Source organism: Aestuariibaculum scopimerae (genome assembly GCF_059428085.1).
The window spans coordinates 82,582-99,890 of record NZ_CM182089.1 but is presented as its reverse complement, the minus strand read 5'-3'; the positions used below and the strand labels follow the sequence as shown (position 1 = coordinate 99,890).

At 35.5% G+C, this 17,309-nt stretch carries 15 protein-coding genes; 4 read left to right on the top strand and 11 right to left on the bottom strand.

The window, feature by feature from the left end; genetic code table 11:
- Nucleotides 1-88: 88 nt before the first annotated feature.
- The 4 genes from AC5SR4_RS00450 to AC5SR4_RS00435 form a co-directional block, all read right to left on the bottom strand.
- Nucleotides 89-2,770 (bottom strand): T9SS type B sorting domain-containing protein, encoded by a 2,682-nt coding sequence (locus AC5SR4_RS00450; RefSeq protein WP_495357579.1) that lies wholly within the window; start codon nt 2,768-2,770, stop codon nt 89-91.
- A 127-nt stretch (nt 2,771-2,897) separates the two neighbouring features.
- A complete protein-coding gene (locus AC5SR4_RS00445; protein WP_495357578.1) occupies nt 2,898-5,648 on the bottom strand; it encodes a T9SS type B sorting domain-containing protein in 2,751 nt (916 codons plus the stop codon).
- A gap of 47 nt (nt 5,649-5,695) precedes the next feature.
- Nucleotides 5,696-6,520, bottom strand: a complete 825-nt coding sequence (locus tag AC5SR4_RS00440; RefSeq protein WP_495357577.1) for an ABC transporter permease — start codon at nt 6,518-6,520, stop codon at nt 5,696-5,698.
- A gap of 11 nt (nt 6,521-6,531) precedes the next feature.
- Nucleotides 6,532-7,443: an ABC transporter ATP-binding protein gene (locus AC5SR4_RS00435; protein ID WP_495357576.1), complete on the bottom strand. Its 912-nt coding sequence runs from the start codon at nt 7,441-7,443 to the stop codon at nt 6,532-6,534.
- A 114-nt stretch (nt 7,444-7,557) separates the two neighbouring features.
- Here AC5SR4_RS00435 and AC5SR4_RS00430 point away from each other — a divergent pair, with 114 nt between their 5' ends.
- Nucleotides 7,558-8,619 carry a hypothetical protein gene (locus AC5SR4_RS00430; protein ID WP_495357575.1) on the top strand — a complete coding sequence of 354 codons (1,062 nt, stop codon included), beginning with the start codon at nt 7,558-7,560 and terminating at the stop codon, nt 8,617-8,619.
- Nucleotides 8,620-8,632: 13 nt separating this feature from the next.
- Here AC5SR4_RS00430 and AC5SR4_RS00425 read toward each other — a convergent pair whose 3' ends face one another.
- The 4 genes from AC5SR4_RS00425 to AC5SR4_RS00410 form a co-directional block, all read right to left on the bottom strand.
- Nucleotides 8,633-9,148, bottom strand: coding sequence for an IS1096 element passenger TnpR family protein (locus AC5SR4_RS00425; RefSeq protein WP_495357574.1), 516 nt, complete (start codon nt 9,146-9,148; stop codon nt 8,633-8,635).
- 37 nt (nt 9,149-9,185) lie between these two features.
- Nucleotides 9,186-10,202, bottom strand: coding sequence for a COX15/CtaA family protein (locus AC5SR4_RS00420; protein WP_495357573.1), 1,017 nt, complete (start codon nt 10,200-10,202; stop codon nt 9,186-9,188).
- Nucleotides 10,203-10,225: 23 nt separating this feature from the next.
- Nucleotides 10,226-11,644: a CCA tRNA nucleotidyltransferase gene (locus AC5SR4_RS00415; protein WP_495357572.1), complete on the bottom strand. Its 1,419-nt coding sequence runs from the start codon at nt 11,642-11,644 to the stop codon at nt 10,226-10,228.
- Between the two features lie 220 nt (nt 11,645-11,864).
- On the bottom strand, nt 11,865-12,425 hold the full coding sequence (locus AC5SR4_RS00410) for an L-threonylcarbamoyladenylate synthase (protein ID WP_495357571.1): 561 nt from the start codon (nt 12,423-12,425) through the stop codon (nt 11,865-11,867).
- A 93-nt stretch (nt 12,426-12,518) separates the two neighbouring features.
- Here AC5SR4_RS00410 and AC5SR4_RS00405 point away from each other — a divergent pair, with 93 nt between their 5' ends.
- The gene (locus AC5SR4_RS00405) at nt 12,519-13,277 is read left to right on the top strand and encodes a lipopolysaccharide kinase InaA family protein (protein WP_495357570.1); all 759 of its coding nucleotides are present in this window, start codon (nt 12,519-12,521) and stop codon (nt 13,275-13,277) included.
- Nucleotide 13,278: 1 nt separating this feature from the next.
- On the opposite strand, the gene AC5SR4_RS00400 is transcribed toward AC5SR4_RS00405, so the two are convergent.
- Both AC5SR4_RS00400 and AC5SR4_RS00395 read right to left on the bottom strand, forming a co-directional pair.
- Nucleotides 13,279-14,031, bottom strand: coding sequence for a glycosyltransferase family 2 protein (locus AC5SR4_RS00400; RefSeq protein ID WP_495357569.1), 753 nt, complete (start codon nt 14,029-14,031; stop codon nt 13,279-13,281).
- Between the two features lie 28 nt (nt 14,032-14,059).
- Nucleotides 14,060-14,887 carry a hypothetical protein gene (locus tag AC5SR4_RS00395; protein WP_495357568.1) on the bottom strand — a complete coding sequence of 276 codons (828 nt, stop codon included), beginning with the start codon at nt 14,885-14,887 and terminating at the stop codon, nt 14,060-14,062.
- A 118-nt stretch (nt 14,888-15,005) separates the two neighbouring features.
- On the opposite strand from AC5SR4_RS00395, the gene AC5SR4_RS00390 reads away from it, so the two are divergent.
- Complete coding sequence (locus tag AC5SR4_RS00390; RefSeq protein WP_495357567.1) at nt 15,006-15,821, top strand: glycosyltransferase family 2 protein; 816 nt, start codon at nt 15,006-15,008, stop codon at nt 15,819-15,821.
- Between the two features lie 3 nt (nt 15,822-15,824).
- Here AC5SR4_RS00390 and AC5SR4_RS00385 read toward each other — a convergent pair whose 3' ends face one another.
- The gene (locus tag AC5SR4_RS00385) at nt 15,825-16,640 is read right to left on the bottom strand and encodes a 2,3,4,5-tetrahydropyridine-2,6-dicarboxylate N-succinyltransferase (RefSeq protein WP_495357566.1); all 816 of its coding nucleotides are present in this window, start codon (nt 16,638-16,640) and stop codon (nt 15,825-15,827) included.
- Between the two features lie 331 nt (nt 16,641-16,971).
- Here AC5SR4_RS00385 and AC5SR4_RS00380 point away from each other — a divergent pair, with 331 nt between their 5' ends.
- A complete protein-coding gene (locus AC5SR4_RS00380; protein WP_495357565.1) occupies nt 16,972-17,289 on the top strand; it encodes a hypothetical protein in 318 nt (105 codons plus the stop codon).
- The last annotated feature ends 20 nt before the right edge of the window (nt 17,290-17,309 follow it).

The following is a 17,309-nucleotide window of genomic DNA, read 5'->3' as shown; positions in this document are numbered from 1 at the left end:
GTTCAAATTATGGGCGAAAAATAGATAATATTTAGACGAAATGCAAATAATAAGGGATGAAATGCATATTTTTGGGATTTAGCTCTATTTAGCGTTTCAATGTAAAGTGATTTTTAAATACTCTACCATCTTCTAATTTCACTGTAAACCAATAATCATCTGTGGGTAGTTTTTTGCCATTAAAACTTCCATCCCAGCCAGGTTCAAACGGACTTAATTGTTTAAGTAATTTACCATAACGGTCATAAATACGAATCACTGAATTGGGGTAAAACATACTAGTAATACCATAAACTTGCCAATAATCATGCAGCCCATCGTTGTTTGGCGTAAAGAATTTAGGAAAACCTATTACAGAAACATATTCATTTATAACCCCACAATCATTTTTTATGTCCCTTACTTCTACATTATATATCCCTGGAAACACATTTTGAAATACATTGTTTTCCTGGTAGGGCGCATAAATTTGATTGTTTTCATTTAGTAGCCTATACTCATAAGTGCCTTCACCACTAACAAATACAGTTATAGTATTATTGTTAGAGGCATCTACTATATCTATAGATTGTAGGGTGGCAATATTAGAAGGATCTACAGTAAAATATTCAGTTCTAGAACATTGTAAGCCATTAGTGGTTAGGTAAGAGGTCAGGCTGTAATTACCTATTTCGTATATTTCTACACTGCTATTGGTTTCAATAAGTGTATTAGTGTCTTCATTTCGCCATTCAAAAGTTTCATAGCTATTGTTAGCTATAATCTCTAGAGGAACATTGGGTGTATTTAAGCAAACAAAGTATGTTTCGTTTAAAGTTGGTGGTGGAAGTGTATTAACCACCAATGAAACAGGTTCTATACCTCTACAACCCTGACTGTCAGATTCTGCTCTAACCCATAAAGTTTGTGCCATAGAAATAAGTTCTATTTCTTCAATAGGGTTGCTTTTAAATTCTGCATCAAACTCTGTTGGAAAAAAAGTGAGTGTAATATCTGGATCTAAAGCAAACTGGTTTCTTATAGAAAGTTTCTTATCATCTAAATTGAATAGGCCATAAGTATCATCAATAATACTATCACTATCGTCACATACTACAAAATCATCAATACTGCCTAAGTTAACACTATTAGCATGTATAAAGAAGTTTGTTGTTTCCATACAACCAATTTGTGTGGTAGCTCTTAACCAAAGCTCTTGGGGATTGGCATTTAGATTTTGATAAGGGACACTGGCATCTATAGGATTATCGTTAGCAATATCTAATTCCGATTCAAAATATTCTACAACATATTCCTCACTACTGTTTACAACCAAATTATAAGCATCATTCAAATTAAAATTGGCAATGCCATCATTATCATTATCACACTGTTCAAGTACTTGGTTAGGAATTAAGTTAGGTGCTTCAAATATTTGAACAAGCTTTGTAATGGTTTTACTTTCTCCAGTTGTTAATTGCATCATAGCTGTTACATTGTAGTTACCAGCAGCAGCATATTGGTGGATGGGGTTTATTTCTGTAGATGTAGTGCCATCTCCAAAATCCCATAGTACTGTATAATCCTCTTCTAGTGTGTTTAAAGAAAACTCAGCTGCTTCATTAACACAGGCATTCTTAACATTAATGGTAAAGAAGAATAACGATTGGATAAATGGAGGTAAACCTTGAGTAGAAAGGTTTGCCCTAAATCCTGGACTAACATCTATGGCATTGTGCTCATAATCACAAAGTACACCATCTAATTCTGGACTGTTAATAACACCTAAATATCTGGAGCCAACGTCATATTGACTGGAAAGTGCCCGGTAAATTTTGCCATTAAGAGCAAGTTGCAAGGCTCCCCTGTAGGTGTCTTGACTAGTATGGATTAAAATTCTTGACGCATTAAGATTAGGTGCAAATAAATCGAATTGATATAAAAATCGGGTATTTTTAGGATTGTCCGGATCGTCCGTTTCTTCTTCAGTAAAGGTGTCTACGTAAAGTTTCCGACTTTCGGCGTCAAATTCTACACCATAGGCTTTTTCACCAACTTGGTTGAACTCAAATTTAGGGCCTGGAAAAACTTTACCTGATCCAGCAAAAAAACTTAGTAAATAAGAATTGGAATCATGATTGGCCATGGCTAAGTATTCTCCATTGGGAGATGCTTTTAAATAGCCTCGAGGGTCAGCTACAAATTCACCAATAAATGATTTTACAGATGTTCTATTGATACCTGTTACCCCAACTTTATAAGCATGAAATGTCCCACCATCAAAAGCTATTACCCAAATAGATTCACCATCCAAATGTTTTACTGCTGTAATTTTTTCTGCAGCACTGCCTAATAAAATAACATTTTTTTCTGATGAAATGACATCGCCATTACCACCATCTAAACGCATGTCGACTGTAGAAAACCGAAGGCCTGGTATTTGAAAACCAACAGTAAAAATATAGTATATATTCTCATCATCAGGTTTAGGAACTATAATGGCCGATTGCGAGCTAGAAGGGTCTCCAAGTAAACTAAAACCATTAGGCATAGGTCTATGTATTTTATTGTAAACTGTAATGCCATCGGTATAAAATAAAAGGTCCCCTTTTTTATCAGATATAGTGGCACAGCCTTCAAAAGTATAGAGCCTACCATCAGATAATACTGTTGGGGGTTCGGTATTGAAACTTAAACCAGAACCTTGACCAAAATACCAATTAGCAGCTTGCTTTTGCCCAATTAGAAATAAAGGGAACAGTAAAGTAAAAATGTAGAGTATCTTTTTCATTAAGCTTTTAGGACGAATATCAAATTTAGGATAATCATCCTTTTTAAATATTAAAATTTAGTTAAAAAACCTATTGTGCCGATTAAGGTTCTATGGTTTAACTTATCACTATTAAAGAGAGAAGTGCTTAGTACTTTAAAGAAAAATGGTTTTTAAAAACCCTGCCATCTTGTAACCTTACTGTAAACCAATAATCATCTGCAGGTAACCTTTTACCATTAAATAAGCCATTCCAGCCTTCTCCCAAAGGGTTTATTTCCTTTATTAATTTGCCATACCTATCAAAGATCATAATCTTTGTATTTGGTTGGAACATACTGGAAATCCCAATAATTTGCCAGGTATCATTAAAGCCATCATTATTTGGGGTGAAAAACTTTGGGTATCCAATAACCGAAACTTGATCCTGAACAATACCACAATTGTTTTCAATATCTTTAACATAAACATTATAAATTCCTGGGTAAACATCATTAAAAACAGGACTGCTTTGGTAAGGTTTATAAAGGTTGTTTTCATTGTCATACAGCGCATACTCATATAGACCTTCACCAGTAACTATAACCGTTATGGTATTACTTGCAGCTACATCTACCACATTTATTTCTTGAAATGTAGCAATATTGGATGGTTCTACCCGAATGGTTTTCGTTTTGCTACAACCATTGGTATTGGTAACTGTAACATTATAAATACCTGTACCCGTAACCTCAGTTTCATAAGTAGTATCACCATTATGCCATATATATGTATGGTTGGATGTGGTACCAGATAAGAGTCCGGCGTTTAGGGTAATAGGGTCTGGCGATGTATTCAAACAGTAAAAATCAAAGCCATCAGTATCAATATCAGGCAGCTTGTTTACTATCAAACCAACCTCACTAATACCATAGCAGGCGTTTGAGTTTTCAACCCTTGCAAAGATGGTCTGGGCATATGGGATTGTGTTGGTATAAAAATTACTCAAAGGATTGGTTTCCAAAAGCGCGTCATCATAAGTTTCATAATATGCAATATTTAAGCCCGTGTTAGAAATGCCCTGTAGCATTTCAGCATTGGCATTTCTTAGGTTGAATAAATGAAATCCGTCTTCTGTACCATCATCATCACATACAGCAGGGAGTATAACATCATTAACGTCTGTGCTGCTTACATTAAGCGTAATTTCCGATGTAGAATAACACCCCGTTTCAGTATTGGTAACTTTTGTATATATGGTTTGCGGATTGATAACATTTCTGTAGGAAGCACCATCTATTTCCACAGTTCTAGCAGCATCAGTATAAAATTGCACCATTAAACTAGCTGTCTTACTGGCAGATGGCGATGTGGAAGAAGGAAAATAAGCCTCGTTCAAGTTAAAATAGGTAATGCCATCCTTTACACCATCTTCATCACATTGTGTTAAAGTAATATTGCTCACAGCCGGATTTTTATTGTAAAGCACAAAAGCCTGCCCTTCTATAGTACAGTCACCATTATTAGGTGTAATAACCACTTTATAGTGCCCCGTTTGGGTAACCGTTAAATTATAAGTTGTATTGGGTAGCGCAATGCCGTCCCTTGTCCAATAATAATTAGCCCCAGGAATGCTTTCAGAAACCAAATCATAAGTATCACCTTCACATAGCACCAAATTAAGGTCGCTTTCCCCATTTTTAATAATATCAATTTGAATGTTGAATAAAGATTGTATAAAAGGAGGCAAACCTTGTGCCGAGAGATTCGGGGACAAATCAATGGCATTATGTTTATAATCACAATCAACCCCCAAATTATTAGGATTATTTATCACGCCCAAATACGGTAAGCCAGTACTGTAAGTAGCAGAAAGCGCCCTGTAAATTTTACCATCAGGCCCCAACTGTAGTCCACCACGGTATAAGCGGCGTTCGTCTATAATCTTCAAAGAGCCTTGAATGTCTGCTTGGGCAAGGTCAAATTGCACTAATGTAGAATGGAAGTTGGCAGGATTGTTCATTTCCTCTCTGCGGTCCTCATCCGCTTGAAAATTGTTAAAGAAATGCACGTATAGCAATCGGCTATTGGGAGAGAACTCTACACCATACGGATTGTGATCTTCCCCATACATAGTCAATGGAACAGCGTTAGAGACTTTCCCCGTAGCAGTATCAAAATCATATAAATAAAGTTCGTCCTTAGAACTTAAATTATTATCATCAGCACTTTGGTTGGCACAGGCCATTTTAGTGCCGTCTGGAGATAGCTTTAAATACCCCCTAGCATCTTGTATGCTAATAGGAAATGTTGAGGTTACCGATGTATTGCTTACGCCATTCGTGCTAACTTCAAAAGCATGAAATGTGTTATACTCTGGAAGATTACCTGTTTCTGAAGCAAAAGTAACCACCCACATAGAGTTAGAAATACAATCCTTTAATACAGCAGTAATTTTTTCTGAGCATAAATTGAGAAGTCGATTGTTTTTAGAAACAACAGCACCCAAACCATTTTGTTGGGTCATATCAATTTCAGAATAATGCAAACCCGTATTGCTTTGTCTAGAGCCTACTGTAAAAACATAATAGATATCAGGATCATTTGGTTTAGGAACAATGATGGCCGATTGTGTGCTGGATCGATCACCCAACAACCCCGTGCCAAAGTACATATACTCATGGTTTTTGTTCCATACCGAAGAACCATCCGTGTAAAACAATAAATTTCCTAAGTCGTCCGAAATAGAAGTACAGCCTTCATTAGTAATAATACGGCCATTATTTACAGAACTAACGGTACTGTTAAGTTGATCAAATCTAATACCAGCACCATACCCAAAAAACCAATTAGCAGCTTCACTTTGCGCTAACAGGCCCATGCTTAAAAAGCAAAAAGTAATGGAAAGTAAATATTTCATCTTTAACTAGCAACCAAAAAGTTTATAAAACTTTGCTTCTAAAGATATTACAAATCCCTCTTTTTTAATAATCTAAACGACAAAAAGATAAATAAGGCTGTCCAACCCAATACAATAGCTATCTCGTACCAATGTACAGCATAGTCGTAAGTCAAGTTATTTTTATCAGGAAACTTGGTCATAGCAATACGCTGGAAAGGTTGATCAATTAACTTATACATAGATTTAAGAGGAAAGAAATTCTGAATTTTTTCAGCAATATCCATATTCAATTTCCAAGACATTAGGCCAAATAATATCCATTCTAAAATATATAGTATAAACAAAAAGGCGAGGGCAAAAGCAGAACGTTTAGCAAGCATCCCAAAAAATAAGCATAAGCTAAAAAAGCCAACCAACTTAATAAAGTAGGCCACTAAAAAATTAGTTTCCCTTATAATAATGCCAAATTCATTATAACTAGAATAATACAACCCGATGCATAAAGAAATTAGACTTATCAATAGGGTAGAAACCAATGAAAAGAAAACAATCGTGTAAAACTTAGATAGAATAAACTCTTCTTTACTTAATCCATCAATAAGATTTTGCTTAATAGTTTTATTACTATACTCATTTCCAATCATGCTCACTACTACAATAGCAAAGAAGAATTTAAATTGCGAAGCAAAGAAGGTAGTTAAATGCCAGATAATTGGAAAATTAAAAATGCCCAACTCGCCCAATTCCAGTGTGAAAAAACCAAAGACATTTATTTTTAAAGATGATAGTAAAATAATGAAAAACGGTAAAATAAAAGAGATGAATATTAATACCTTACTGGTTCTATTAAGCAAAAGCTTTTGGAGTTCTAAATTTAAAAGTCGTAGCATGTTATGATTGGTTAGTCCCGATAGCTATCGGAATTGTCTGTTAATTGTAAAAATTGTTCCTCTAAGCTTTCTTTGCGTTGTACCAAGTGGGTAAGAATAATACCGTTATTAAAAAGCTCCTTATTAAAATCCTCAGAACTAAAAGGTTCATTTAAAAATGCTGTAACAAGATCGTCCTTAATCCGCACATTAGAAAAAGCTTTATGGTTTTCAAGGTGTTTAACCAAAGCGGCTTGGTCGTTACATTTAAGCTCAAAAAAGCCATGGCTGGTAATCATTTCATCTACCCGGCCAGAATATAGTTTTTCACCCTTTCTTAAAACCACCACATGGGTACATACTTTTTCAACTTCATCCAATAAATGCGATGCCAATAGTATGGTAGTGCCCTTAGCAGCAATCGCTTTAATAATTTCCCGTATTTGGTGAATACCTTGGGGATCTAAACCATTAGTAGGCTCATCAAGAATTAAAATCTCAGGATCATTCAATAGGGCAGAGGCAATGGCCAATCGCTGTTTCATTCCCAAGGAATAAGTACTAAACTTACTGGTTTTGCGGTCCAGTAACCCCACAATCGTTAGCTTTTCATCTATATTACTAAAAGCAACCCCCTTAATCTTACATACCAGTTTTAAATTTTGTTCCGCAGTCATGTAAGGATAAAAGTTTGGGCGCTCAATAATAGCCCCCACTTTTTTTAAAGCATCATGCGTAGAAGTATGCCCATCAAACCATTTAAAACTACCAGCAGTTTTGTTAACAACATTTAAAACAATACCCAAGGTAGTCGATTTTCCACTACCATTAGGACCCAATATGCCATACACATTGCCCTTGTTTATAGTAAAAGATAAATCTTTTACCGCTGTTAAATACCCGAATTTTTTTGTGAGATTGTTAATAGTAAGAATAGGTTCCAAACGTTTAATATTATATTGCTACTAAAATAAGGTTAGTATGGGTTAGATAAAAGTAAGACGATATATAAAATATTTTGTTACACAGGTACGAATAAAAACTTTAACTTTGAGCTTATGGACGATTTAATAATATCCAAAAAGAAACCCTCGTATCCCATTACGACAGAGTTGCATGCCTATCTTTCTGAGTATAACAGAAACATAAAGCTGCCCATTTTTTACGACGACTTGTTGCGTTTTCAGGGCTCTATAGTAGTTTATGATAAAGAAGACAACGATACGCTGTGGATACGTGTTTACTATAACGAGCATGAACGCCAAGAGATAGAACTGTCCCTAAAAAAAGTATACACCATTTTACATTCCGATGGAAACGAAAACACACTACCTTTTTTAAGTGTAGATGCCATAGACTACTGTACATTTGGAAACTCAAAGCCTTTTAGAATAAAAATAAGGAACATACTAAACGATAATTACACCTATTTTTACATAAAGCGGGCCGATGCGTCCCGCGTGTATGGTTTAGAGCTAGAACATATGCTATCGCCCTATAACCTGAACTTTTTAGTTTACGAAGACACCCTAATAGAAGAGCACATAGCAGGTATACCGGGCGATGAGTTTATAAAAAACTTTTTGCCAAAATGTGATAAATCAGAAAAATCACAAATAGCAAAAGAGTTTGTAAAGTTTAACGAGCGCTGCATGATTAGACTGTTGGGCGATATGCGCTCATACAATTACGTTATTGTGCCAACCCACGATTTTGACCATGTTGTATATAAAATAAGAGCTATAGATTTCGATCAGCAGTCCTACGAAGGCAAGTTTAACATATACCGCCCCCAGTTTTTTAAAGAAAACCTAAAGATGGTAGAATTGGTATCAGAAACCTTCCAACGCTTATCTATCGACCAATATAAAATAGAAGAACGCTCCATTTTGGTAAAACGACTAAAAAGTTTTCATGGAAGAATAGACGAACTTTTAAAATGCATGGTAACAGATAGTATTTCCAAGCCAGAAAACATAGACCTATTAAAAAACAAAATCTTTGAATATACCACCGATCCCAAATTTAAAGCCTGTAAAACCATGGGGGAGATATTAAAAAATGCCTTAGAGTTTTTAACCAACAATTATGAGAATGTAAATCCCAAAAACTTTAAATAAACGTAAGGGGGGGCTAATTCCAGTTTTCATCAAAATCCAAATGATCGTAGTCATCCAAATCTAAATCATCCTCAAACTCATTAAAATCACTAAAGTCATTATCAGCTTCAAATGTTTTCTCTGGGGCCTTGTCAGGTATCTGCCCATGTACAAACATCAAATTAGGATAGTCAATACCGTTGGTTTCCTCAACAATTTCAGCCAATTCCACATAAAAAGTCCACATACTTAAAAAGTCGTAAACATAAATAAGCCTGGTTTGTTTTTCATGTACCGTATCATTAAGGCTGGTTTCCTCCATAAGGCGTGCAGAACCATCCTCACTAAGATCAAAAAGAGATATTTCTTCACCTTGATTCCATTGGTCATCACTCAAATAAAATGAGGCCATTTCAGTACCATCAAACCCAAAAGACTGCGTAATAATATTGTGTAAATCCTCTAGCGTGTCCGTTTCCCGAATCTCTAAATCACGAAAAACATCTTCATCAGTATCGTTATCAAGTATAACTCTAAATCTATAAATCATGGCAAATAAGTAAAATGCAAAGGTATGTTTTTTTAAACTATTTAGTAAAGCGATGTAGGGTAAAAGTCATAGCACTTAATAAGAAAAAAGCACCAACCTGGTGTGCTACCCCCAACCATACAGGCACCTGCAAAAGAATGGTAAACACCCCTAGCACAAACTGTACCCCCACAATAATCAATAAGAAGGTTATAGATTTAGTTTGTAATGCGGTAAGGGGCAGTTTTCTAGACTTATTCCAGATAATAAGAATAACCAAAACCACGAGGTACGCTAAAATTCTATGAACAAACTGCACACCACTCTTCCCTTCAATAAAATTTTTATAAAGAGGCGTTTGCTCAATATAAACCGTGGGGTGCACAAATTTACCTTCACTCATCATGGGCCAATGGTTATGTATAAAACCAGCATCTAAACCGGCCACAAAAGCACCGTAAATAATTTGCAGTAATAAAATAGCCATACCCCAGCGAACTAGATTTCTAAAACCCTTATGGATATCTTTTTTGCTAGGGTACATTAAATCTAAAGCCACCCAAAACGTATAGGCAAAAGTTATAAAAGCAGTAGTTAAGTGCGCTGCCAAGCGGTAATGACTTACATCAGGATTGTCTACCAAGCCACTTTTTACCATATACCAGCCCAAAAACCCCTGAAAAGCACCCAGACATAATAGTACAATCGCTTTTTTAATAGTAGGCTTGGTAAGCTGTTTGGTAATTAAAAAATATAAAAAAGGGAGCAAGAATACCAATCCAATAAAGCGCCCAATAACACGATGCAGCCATTCCCAAAAATAGATATCCTTAAAATCTTCTAGATTAAAATGATTATTGAGCTTTTGGTATTCAGGGTATTGCTTGTACAGATCAAAAGCTTCTTGCCATTCCGTTTCATTCATGGGAGGAATGGTTCCAGAAATCAATTTATAATTTGAAATAGATAAACCAGAATGTGTCAATCTAGTAATACCCCCAACCACTACCATAGTAAATATTAGCAAGCAGCCTAATAATAGCCAGTAAATAACGTTCTTATTATCCCTTTTCATCCTTAACTGTTAACTTTTAGTTGTTAGTTGTTAGTTGTTAGCCCAAGTCGCTCACCTTCCTTAAGCATCAATGCATAAGCAGCATGATACTCATTAGGTATATCGCCTTCCAAAATAGCTTCCTTAATAGTTTCTTTTATAATTCCGATTTCCCTAGACGGTTTTAAACCAAAAGTTTCCATAATCTCTTCGCCCGAAATTGGCGGTTGAAAATTCCGCACATGGTCGCGCTCCTCAACTTCAACAATTTTCTGGCGAACAACCTTAAAGTTGTTATGGTATTTTTTAAACTTTTTAGGGTTCTTGGTCGTAATATCAGCTTCACAAAGCGTCATTAAGTCCTCAACATAATCACCAGCATCAAAAATCAAACGCCTTACGGCAGAGTCCGTCACAATATCTTGGGCCAATACAATGGGGCGTGAACTCATAAGCACCATTTTTTGTACAAACTTCATTTTGTCATTCAATGGCATCTTTAGGCGTTTAAACAAGCGGTACACCATTTTAGAACCTTCAAATTCATGTCCGTGGAATGTCCATCCCACCTTCTTACTAAACTTTTTAGTAGGCGCTTTTCCAATATCATGTAATAGCGCTGCCCAACGCAGCCATAAATTGTCGGTATTTTGTGCAATATTATCAACCACTTCCAGGGTGTGGTAAAAATTATCTTTGTGGCGTTGACCCTCCACTTCATCAATACCCTTTAAAGCAATAAGTTCTGGTAAAATATATCGAAGTAGCCCTGTTCGTTCCATCAGCAAAAAGCCCACAGAGGGCACATCGCTTTCCAGTATTTTATGAAGCTCAACAACAATACGTTCTTTAGTAATAATTTTTATGCGATGATTATTTCTGGTTATAGCATTTAACGACTCTTTTTCAATAGTAAAATTAAGTTGCGTAGCAAACCTAATGGCACGCATCATTCTAAGCGGATCGTCACTATAAGTAACATCAGGGTCTAATGGTGTGCGAATGATTTTGTTTTCCAAATCCTTAAGACCATTAAAGGGATCCAATAAATCCCCAAAGTTATTATCATTGAGGTTTAGGGCCAATGCATTAATGGTAAAGTCCCTACGGTTTTGGTCGTCCTCCAGTGTGCCATTTTCAACAGCAGGATTTCTGCTGGCTTCATCATAAGATTCTTTACGGGCACCAACAAATTCAATTTCAATTTCCTCAAACCTTAACATGGCAGTGCCATAGGTTTTAAATACTTGTACCTTAGGATTGTTAGGAAGGTTTTTGGCAACCTGCTTGGCCAGAGAAATACCATCACCAATAGCAACTACATCAATATCTTTGGCTGAGCCACGTTTTAAAATATAATCACGTACAAAACCGCCAATAACATAACTATCTAAATGTAATTCCTTAGCAGATTTTGAAATTATTCTGAATACTTTATGTTGTAGTGCTTCCTTGTAATTCATCTTTTTAGCCACGATTCCGATAACTGTCGGGACATGAATGTTTTTTTATGTTAAATGGGTTGATCTGCATTGACTTTTTTATAAAATGATTCTTTTATGGTCTAGAAAATCCGCTTCCCAAACTATTATAAACTTCAAATAATGCTCAACAATGGCATAACTTTCTTCTTTATAAATAATTTTAGACATACATATTCGTGTATTCGTGGCTATTTAAGGCTTATTGACGAATGATCTTTACAACCCCATTATTGCTCAATTTAATAATAGAAGAGGGTTTGGCGCAGATTTTTTCGTGGTGCAAATTTACAACATAGTCTACACCTTTTAAAATGGCTGGGTGTATTTCTTTAAACGATTTTGGTGTGGGGTATCCACTAATATTGGCTGAGGTTGAAACAATAGCGCCATTAAACTTTCTTGAAAGCTGATAGCAAAATTCATCGTCTGGAATTCTAATGGCAATAGTCCCATCATCAGCAATTAAGTTAGCGGCCAAATTCTGGGCTTCGTCATATATAATAGTAGTAGGTTTATCAGTAATATCTATAATGTTCAAGGCCACTTGGGGTACATGCTTTACATACTTTTTAAGCATACGGTCGTCGGCCACTAAACAAATTAAAGCCTTACTGTCTTCACGTTGTTTTAGTTGGTAAACCTTTTTAACAGCTTCTATATTGGTGGCATCACAACCAATGCCCCAAACCGTATCGGTAGGGTAAAGTATCAGTCCGCCATTTTTTAAAGCTTGTAGTGCGTTATTTATTTCCTCATTCATGTTATGAATCTTATATTTGCAGCGGCGCAAATTTACAACAGAAAAAATAAAGAGCAGTAAAACATTACTACTTTGAAACCATAAAACAAACCCATGCGAGAAGTTAAGGTTTTTAATGAAGATTTAGATGGTGTTTTTAAAGAAACCCTAACCCAAAGCATTCATAATTTTGGAGCCATTGAAGGTGGTGAAGGAAGCCGAAATATTATAAAAACCCTCAAGTTAAATGGCCTTAATTTAAATATAAAGGCTTTTAAGATTCCTAATATAGTAAACCAGATTGTTTATAATTTTTTTAGAAAAAGTAAGGCGCAGCGTTCCTTTGAGTATGCCAATAAGTTATTGAAACTTGGTGTTGGCACTCCCAGGCCCATTGCTTATTTTGAGTATAAAACACACTTTTTATTTAAGAAGAGTTTTTATATAAGCGAACAACAGGATTGCGATTTAACCTATAGAGCGCTTACAAAAAACTTCAATTATCCAGATTACGATGCTATGCTGCGTGCCTTTACGAGGTTCACCTTTGGCTTGCATGAGAAGGGGATTCATTTTTTAGACCATTCCCCAGGAAACACTTTAATAAAGAGAACCACTACAGGTTATAATTTTTATTTGGTAGACTTAAACCGTATGGAGTTTGGGGTATTGGATTTTGAAACGCGAATTAAAAACTTTGCAAGGTTAACCATCCATAAATCCATGGTAGAAGTTATGAGTGATGAATATGCCAAGTGTTCTGGGTATAATTACGAAGCGGTATTTAATCTTATGTGGGAAGAAACACAACGGTTTCAGGAAAAGTTCCATCGTAAAAAACGCCTCAAAAAAAAGCTTTTAAAAAAACAATAAGTTATGTTTTCCAAAGCTTGTACAGCTTCACATATTTAAAGAAGGTTAAATTATATGTTTGAACGCATATAACCAATCCATTAAGACCATCAAGAAACCCTAGCCTTAAAAAGTAAGCCTTAAAGAATGCCCATGCAGGTCTATAAATAATTTTCCAGATAGACGATTTTTTTCCAAGCTTGTAATAGGCATTGGCAGAAATGGTTGAAAAATGTTCAACCTTTAAATTATGTTCAGAATAATCCCGAAAAACCCAGTGGAGTAAATCGCCTTTTAGTTTGCCGCTTTTTGTTTTTTTATCAAGCACATAAGTATCATGTGGGTTAATACCTTTCCAGCTACCACAACCCTTTTTAAAGAGTCTTAGCTTTTTATCAGGGTACCAGTCAGAATGTTTAATCCATTGGCCACAATAATTATTAAGACGGTTGCAATAATACCCATCATATTGCCAAAGGGCTTTTACTTTTAAAATACTGCTTTTTAAAGTTTCAGAAAGGGCTTCGTCTCCATCAAGTGATAAAATGTAGTCATATTTAGCTTGGGCAACAGCATAATTTTTCTGTTCAATATACCCCTCAAAAGCATGCTGGATAAAATTTACATTAAACGATCGGCATATTTCAGGAGTACTGTCAGTAGAAAACGAATCAACCACAATAATTTCATCGGCCACACCAACCAAAGAGCTTAAGCATTTTTTTAGATGTTCTTCTTCATTATATGTAATTATGACAGCTGAAAGTTTAATCATTTATTGGGGTTTAATGGGCAAATATAAGTTATTTAATTAATTCGGAGAGGTTGAAATGCTCAGATAAAGCAGCCCATTGCAAGTCATTTTTGTTTTTGGACACATTATCATTTTTCAAGGCCACTTTTTGAGAACCAATAATGGGAATGGGGTCTTTAGGAACCTGTTCCGATTGTCTTGAAATACGTCCCTTTAATAAAGCCATGGCTTTAAACCACAAATCATCAGCCTTGGGAGTTAATTTTAAAAATAAAGCCTCGTGGTGTACCTCATTTGCAAGTGCCCCAGGAGGATATAATATACCCCAGGCGCCTACGGGGATTAATGTTTTTGGGTTTGTTACAGGGGCATCTTTGTATTTCCATTGTTTATAGGGTAGATATCCATTATTACCATCAAACTTTATTTGGTAGGTTGTGTTGGCAATAATATCTTTAGGGTATTTTAAATGCTCGTTGTATAAATTTATAAGAAGCTTTTTTCTATAAATTAAATCATCGTCACAGGTAATAATGATGGCATCAGGATGTTCCTTAAGGGTGTGGATAAGTTTTCTATGCGAACAAGTTAGTTTAGAGTATTTAATTTCAAAGCGTGCCGATTGTAATGCTGCCAATCGTTTGGGCAGCTTATGCTTTAAGTCGTTATGAAGCCATAAAACAATTTTAGTAGGCACATGTGTTTGGTTAAAAAGACTTTTTATAACAAGATGGATGGTATTTAAACGTGACGGAATAGAAGTCATGGAAACAATAACTGGCAAAGTGTCTTTTTTAGACAATAAGTAAGTGGCAGGGATAAAATGTAAAAATGTGCTATATACTAAAGATTTTGGGAGTTCCTTTATAAGTTTCATTATGGTTTCTTAAATACAAAACAAATATAGTAAATACTTTAGGGTTATTTTTTTTAGTATTACATGTTCTTTTCATATTTTGCTGAACAATTAATCCATTCGTTTTTATAAAACAATTATGCCAAAACTATCGGTTATCATAAGTACTTACAATGCAGAAGCTTGGTTAGAAAAGGTGCTTTGGGGATATAGCTGCCAATCATTTCAAGACTTTGAAATAGTTATAGCAGATGATGGTTCTGGGCCCAAAACAAAAGATTTAATAAACACCTTTGCCAGTAAAACAAATTTAAACATAGTGCATGTTTGGCAGGAAGATGACGGTTTTCAAAAGTCGCGTATCCTAAACAAGGCCATTGTTGCTTGTAAGGCAGATTATATTGTTATGAGTGATGGTGATTGTATACCACGTAGCGATTTCTTGGAAGTTCACCATAAGTATAAAGAAAAGGGCTGCTTTTTGTCTGGGGGATATTTCATGCTGCCCATGGATATTTCCTTAAAAATAGACAAGCATGATATTTTATCCGGAAACTGTTTTAATTTAAAATGGTTAAAACAACATGGTTTAAAATCGTCTTTTAAGAACAATAAACTAACAGCTAGAGGCTTAAAATCGAAGCTATTAAATGTACTAACACCCACACGCCCTAGTTGGAACGGACACAATGCATCGGGGTGGAAGGCCGATATCTTAGCCATAAATGGTTTTGATGAGCGTATGCAGTATGGTGGACAAGATAGAGAGTTGGGAGAACGTCTCGTCAATTACGGTATTAAGCCAAAGCAAATACGATACAGTGCCATTTGTGTACATTTAGACCACAAGCGTGGTTACAAAACACCAGAGTCCATTGCCAAAAACCAAGCCATAAGAAAGCACACAAGGGATTCAAAAACCCCTTGGACGCCTTATGGTATTAAAAGAGATTGATTTTTATACGGCCACATCGTTTTCACGAAGTGCATTGTTTAAAGATGTTTTCTTATCCGTGCTCTCTTTTCGTTTTCCTATAATCAATGCACAGGGCACTTGGTAGTCTCCCGCAGGAAACGTTTTAGTATAGCTTCCAGGTATTACTACCGAACGCGCAGGTACCCGACCTCGCATTTCTTTAGGCTCATCACCAGTTACATCAATAATTTTGGTACTCATGGTCAGTACAACATTGGCACCTAAAACAGCTTCCGTTTCTACATGTACCCCTTCAACCACAATACAGCGCGATCCCACAAACACATTATCTTCAATAATAACCGGGGCCGCTTGTAAAGGTTCTAAAACCCCACCAATACCTACACCACCAGATAAATGTACGTTCTTTCCAATTTGTGCACAACTACCAACCGTAGCCCAGGTATCTACCATAGTACCTTCATCAACATAGGCACCAATATTTACATAACTAGGCATTAATATGGTTCCTGGTGAAATATAGGCACCATGTCTGGCCACAGCATGGGGCACCACACGAATACCTTTTTCAGCATAGCCTTTCTTTAATGGAATTTTATCATGAAACTCTAAAGGGCCAGCTTCTATAGTTTCCATTTTTTGAATAGGGAAGTATAGCACCACGCCTTTCTTTACCCATTCATTTACTTGCCATCCACCTTCAACAGGCTCCGCAACACGTAATTCACCTTTATCCAATAAATCTACCACCTTTCTTATAGCAGATTTTGTTTTTTCATCATTTAATAGCGCTCTATCTTCCCAAGCTTGTTCAATGGTTTGTCTTAATTCTGTCATCAATCTTAAAATTTGGAACAAATATAATAGTATCCATTAAAATAACAGGAATCAAAAAGACTTAAATATTATTTTTAATGCTTGTAAAATTTTGAGCGTTTCATCCATCAATTTGCCAAAAAGGAAGCGGCATTTTTCCTTTCAAATAAAAACAATATCCGATTAAATGCATTTTTCGTGTATTTAATCCTTAAAATAGCACACTTTATCTGTTTATCGATAAAAAATAGTCGCTCCACTACTAATCGAAAATTCAAGGGTTTACAACTAATTTTTTGTGTGTTAGGCTTCATGTCGATATATATTTGACTCACCAAATCGAAACAAACAGATGAAAACAAATTTTTACATATTATTAATTTTTTTACTTTCTTTCTCTTTTGCAAATGCACAAAGCACTAAAGAAACTATCAAAGTTGAAACTGTTAATACTGTAGTTGTTTCTCAAGAAGATAATCAAGTTGAAGCTACTGTTAAAACTTCTACCGATAAAGTAAATGAAGAAGAAGCACTTTTAATAGATGCTGAAGCACTTAAAGCTTCTATTGCACGTAGTACTAGTGATATTAGAAGTTACTTTAACCACTTAAGAAAAGTAGATAACATTAGCTTGTTATTTCCTAAAATCAATAAAGCCCAAAAGGCTTAATACCAAAAACGTTCATATTT

Excerpts from the sequence above, each read along its gene's own strand:
- AC5SR4_RS00450 (WP_495357579.1), bottom strand. The coding sequence starts at position 2,770 with ATGAAAAAGATACTCTACATTTTTACTTTACTGTTCCCTTTATTTCTA.
- AC5SR4_RS00445 (WP_495357578.1), bottom strand. The coding sequence starts at position 5,648 with ATGAAATATTTACTTTCCATTACTTTTTGCTTTTTAAGCATGGGCCTG.
- AC5SR4_RS00440 (WP_495357577.1), bottom strand. The coding sequence starts at position 6,520 with ATGCTACGACTTTTAAATTTAGAACTCCAAAAGCTTTTGCTTAATAGA.
- AC5SR4_RS00430 (WP_495357575.1), top strand. The coding sequence starts at position 7,558 with ATGGACGATTTAATAATATCCAAAAAGAAACCCTCGTATCCCATTACG.
- AC5SR4_RS00425 (WP_495357574.1), bottom strand. The coding sequence starts at position 9,148 with ATGATTTATAGATTTAGAGTTATACTTGATAACGATACTGATGAAGAT.
- AC5SR4_RS00420 (WP_495357573.1), bottom strand. The coding sequence starts at position 10,202 with ATGAAAAGGGATAATAAGAACGTTATTTACTGGCTATTATTAGGCTGC.
- AC5SR4_RS00415 (WP_495357572.1), bottom strand. The coding sequence starts at position 11,644 with ATGAATTACAAGGAAGCACTACAACATAAAGTATTCAGAATAATTTCA.
- AC5SR4_RS00410 (WP_495357571.1), bottom strand. The coding sequence starts at position 12,425 with ATGAATGAGGAAATAAATAACGCACTACAAGCTTTAAAAAATGGCGGA.
- AC5SR4_RS00405 (WP_495357570.1), top strand. The coding sequence starts at position 12,519 with ATGCGAGAAGTTAAGGTTTTTAATGAAGATTTAGATGGTGTTTTTAAA.
- AC5SR4_RS00400 (WP_495357569.1), bottom strand. The coding sequence starts at position 14,031 with ATGATTAAACTTTCAGCTGTCATAATTACATATAATGAAGAAGAACAT.
- AC5SR4_RS00395 (WP_495357568.1), bottom strand. The coding sequence starts at position 14,887 with ATGAAACTTATAAAGGAACTCCCAAAATCTTTAGTATATAGCACATTT.
- AC5SR4_RS00390 (WP_495357567.1), top strand. The coding sequence starts at position 15,006 with ATGCCAAAACTATCGGTTATCATAAGTACTTACAATGCAGAAGCTTGG.
- AC5SR4_RS00385 (WP_495357566.1), bottom strand. The coding sequence starts at position 16,640 with ATGACAGAATTAAGACAAACCATTGAACAAGCTTGGGAAGATAGAGCG.
- AC5SR4_RS00380 (WP_495357565.1), top strand. The coding sequence starts at position 16,972 with ATGAAAACAAATTTTTACATATTATTAATTTTTTTACTTTCTTTCTCT.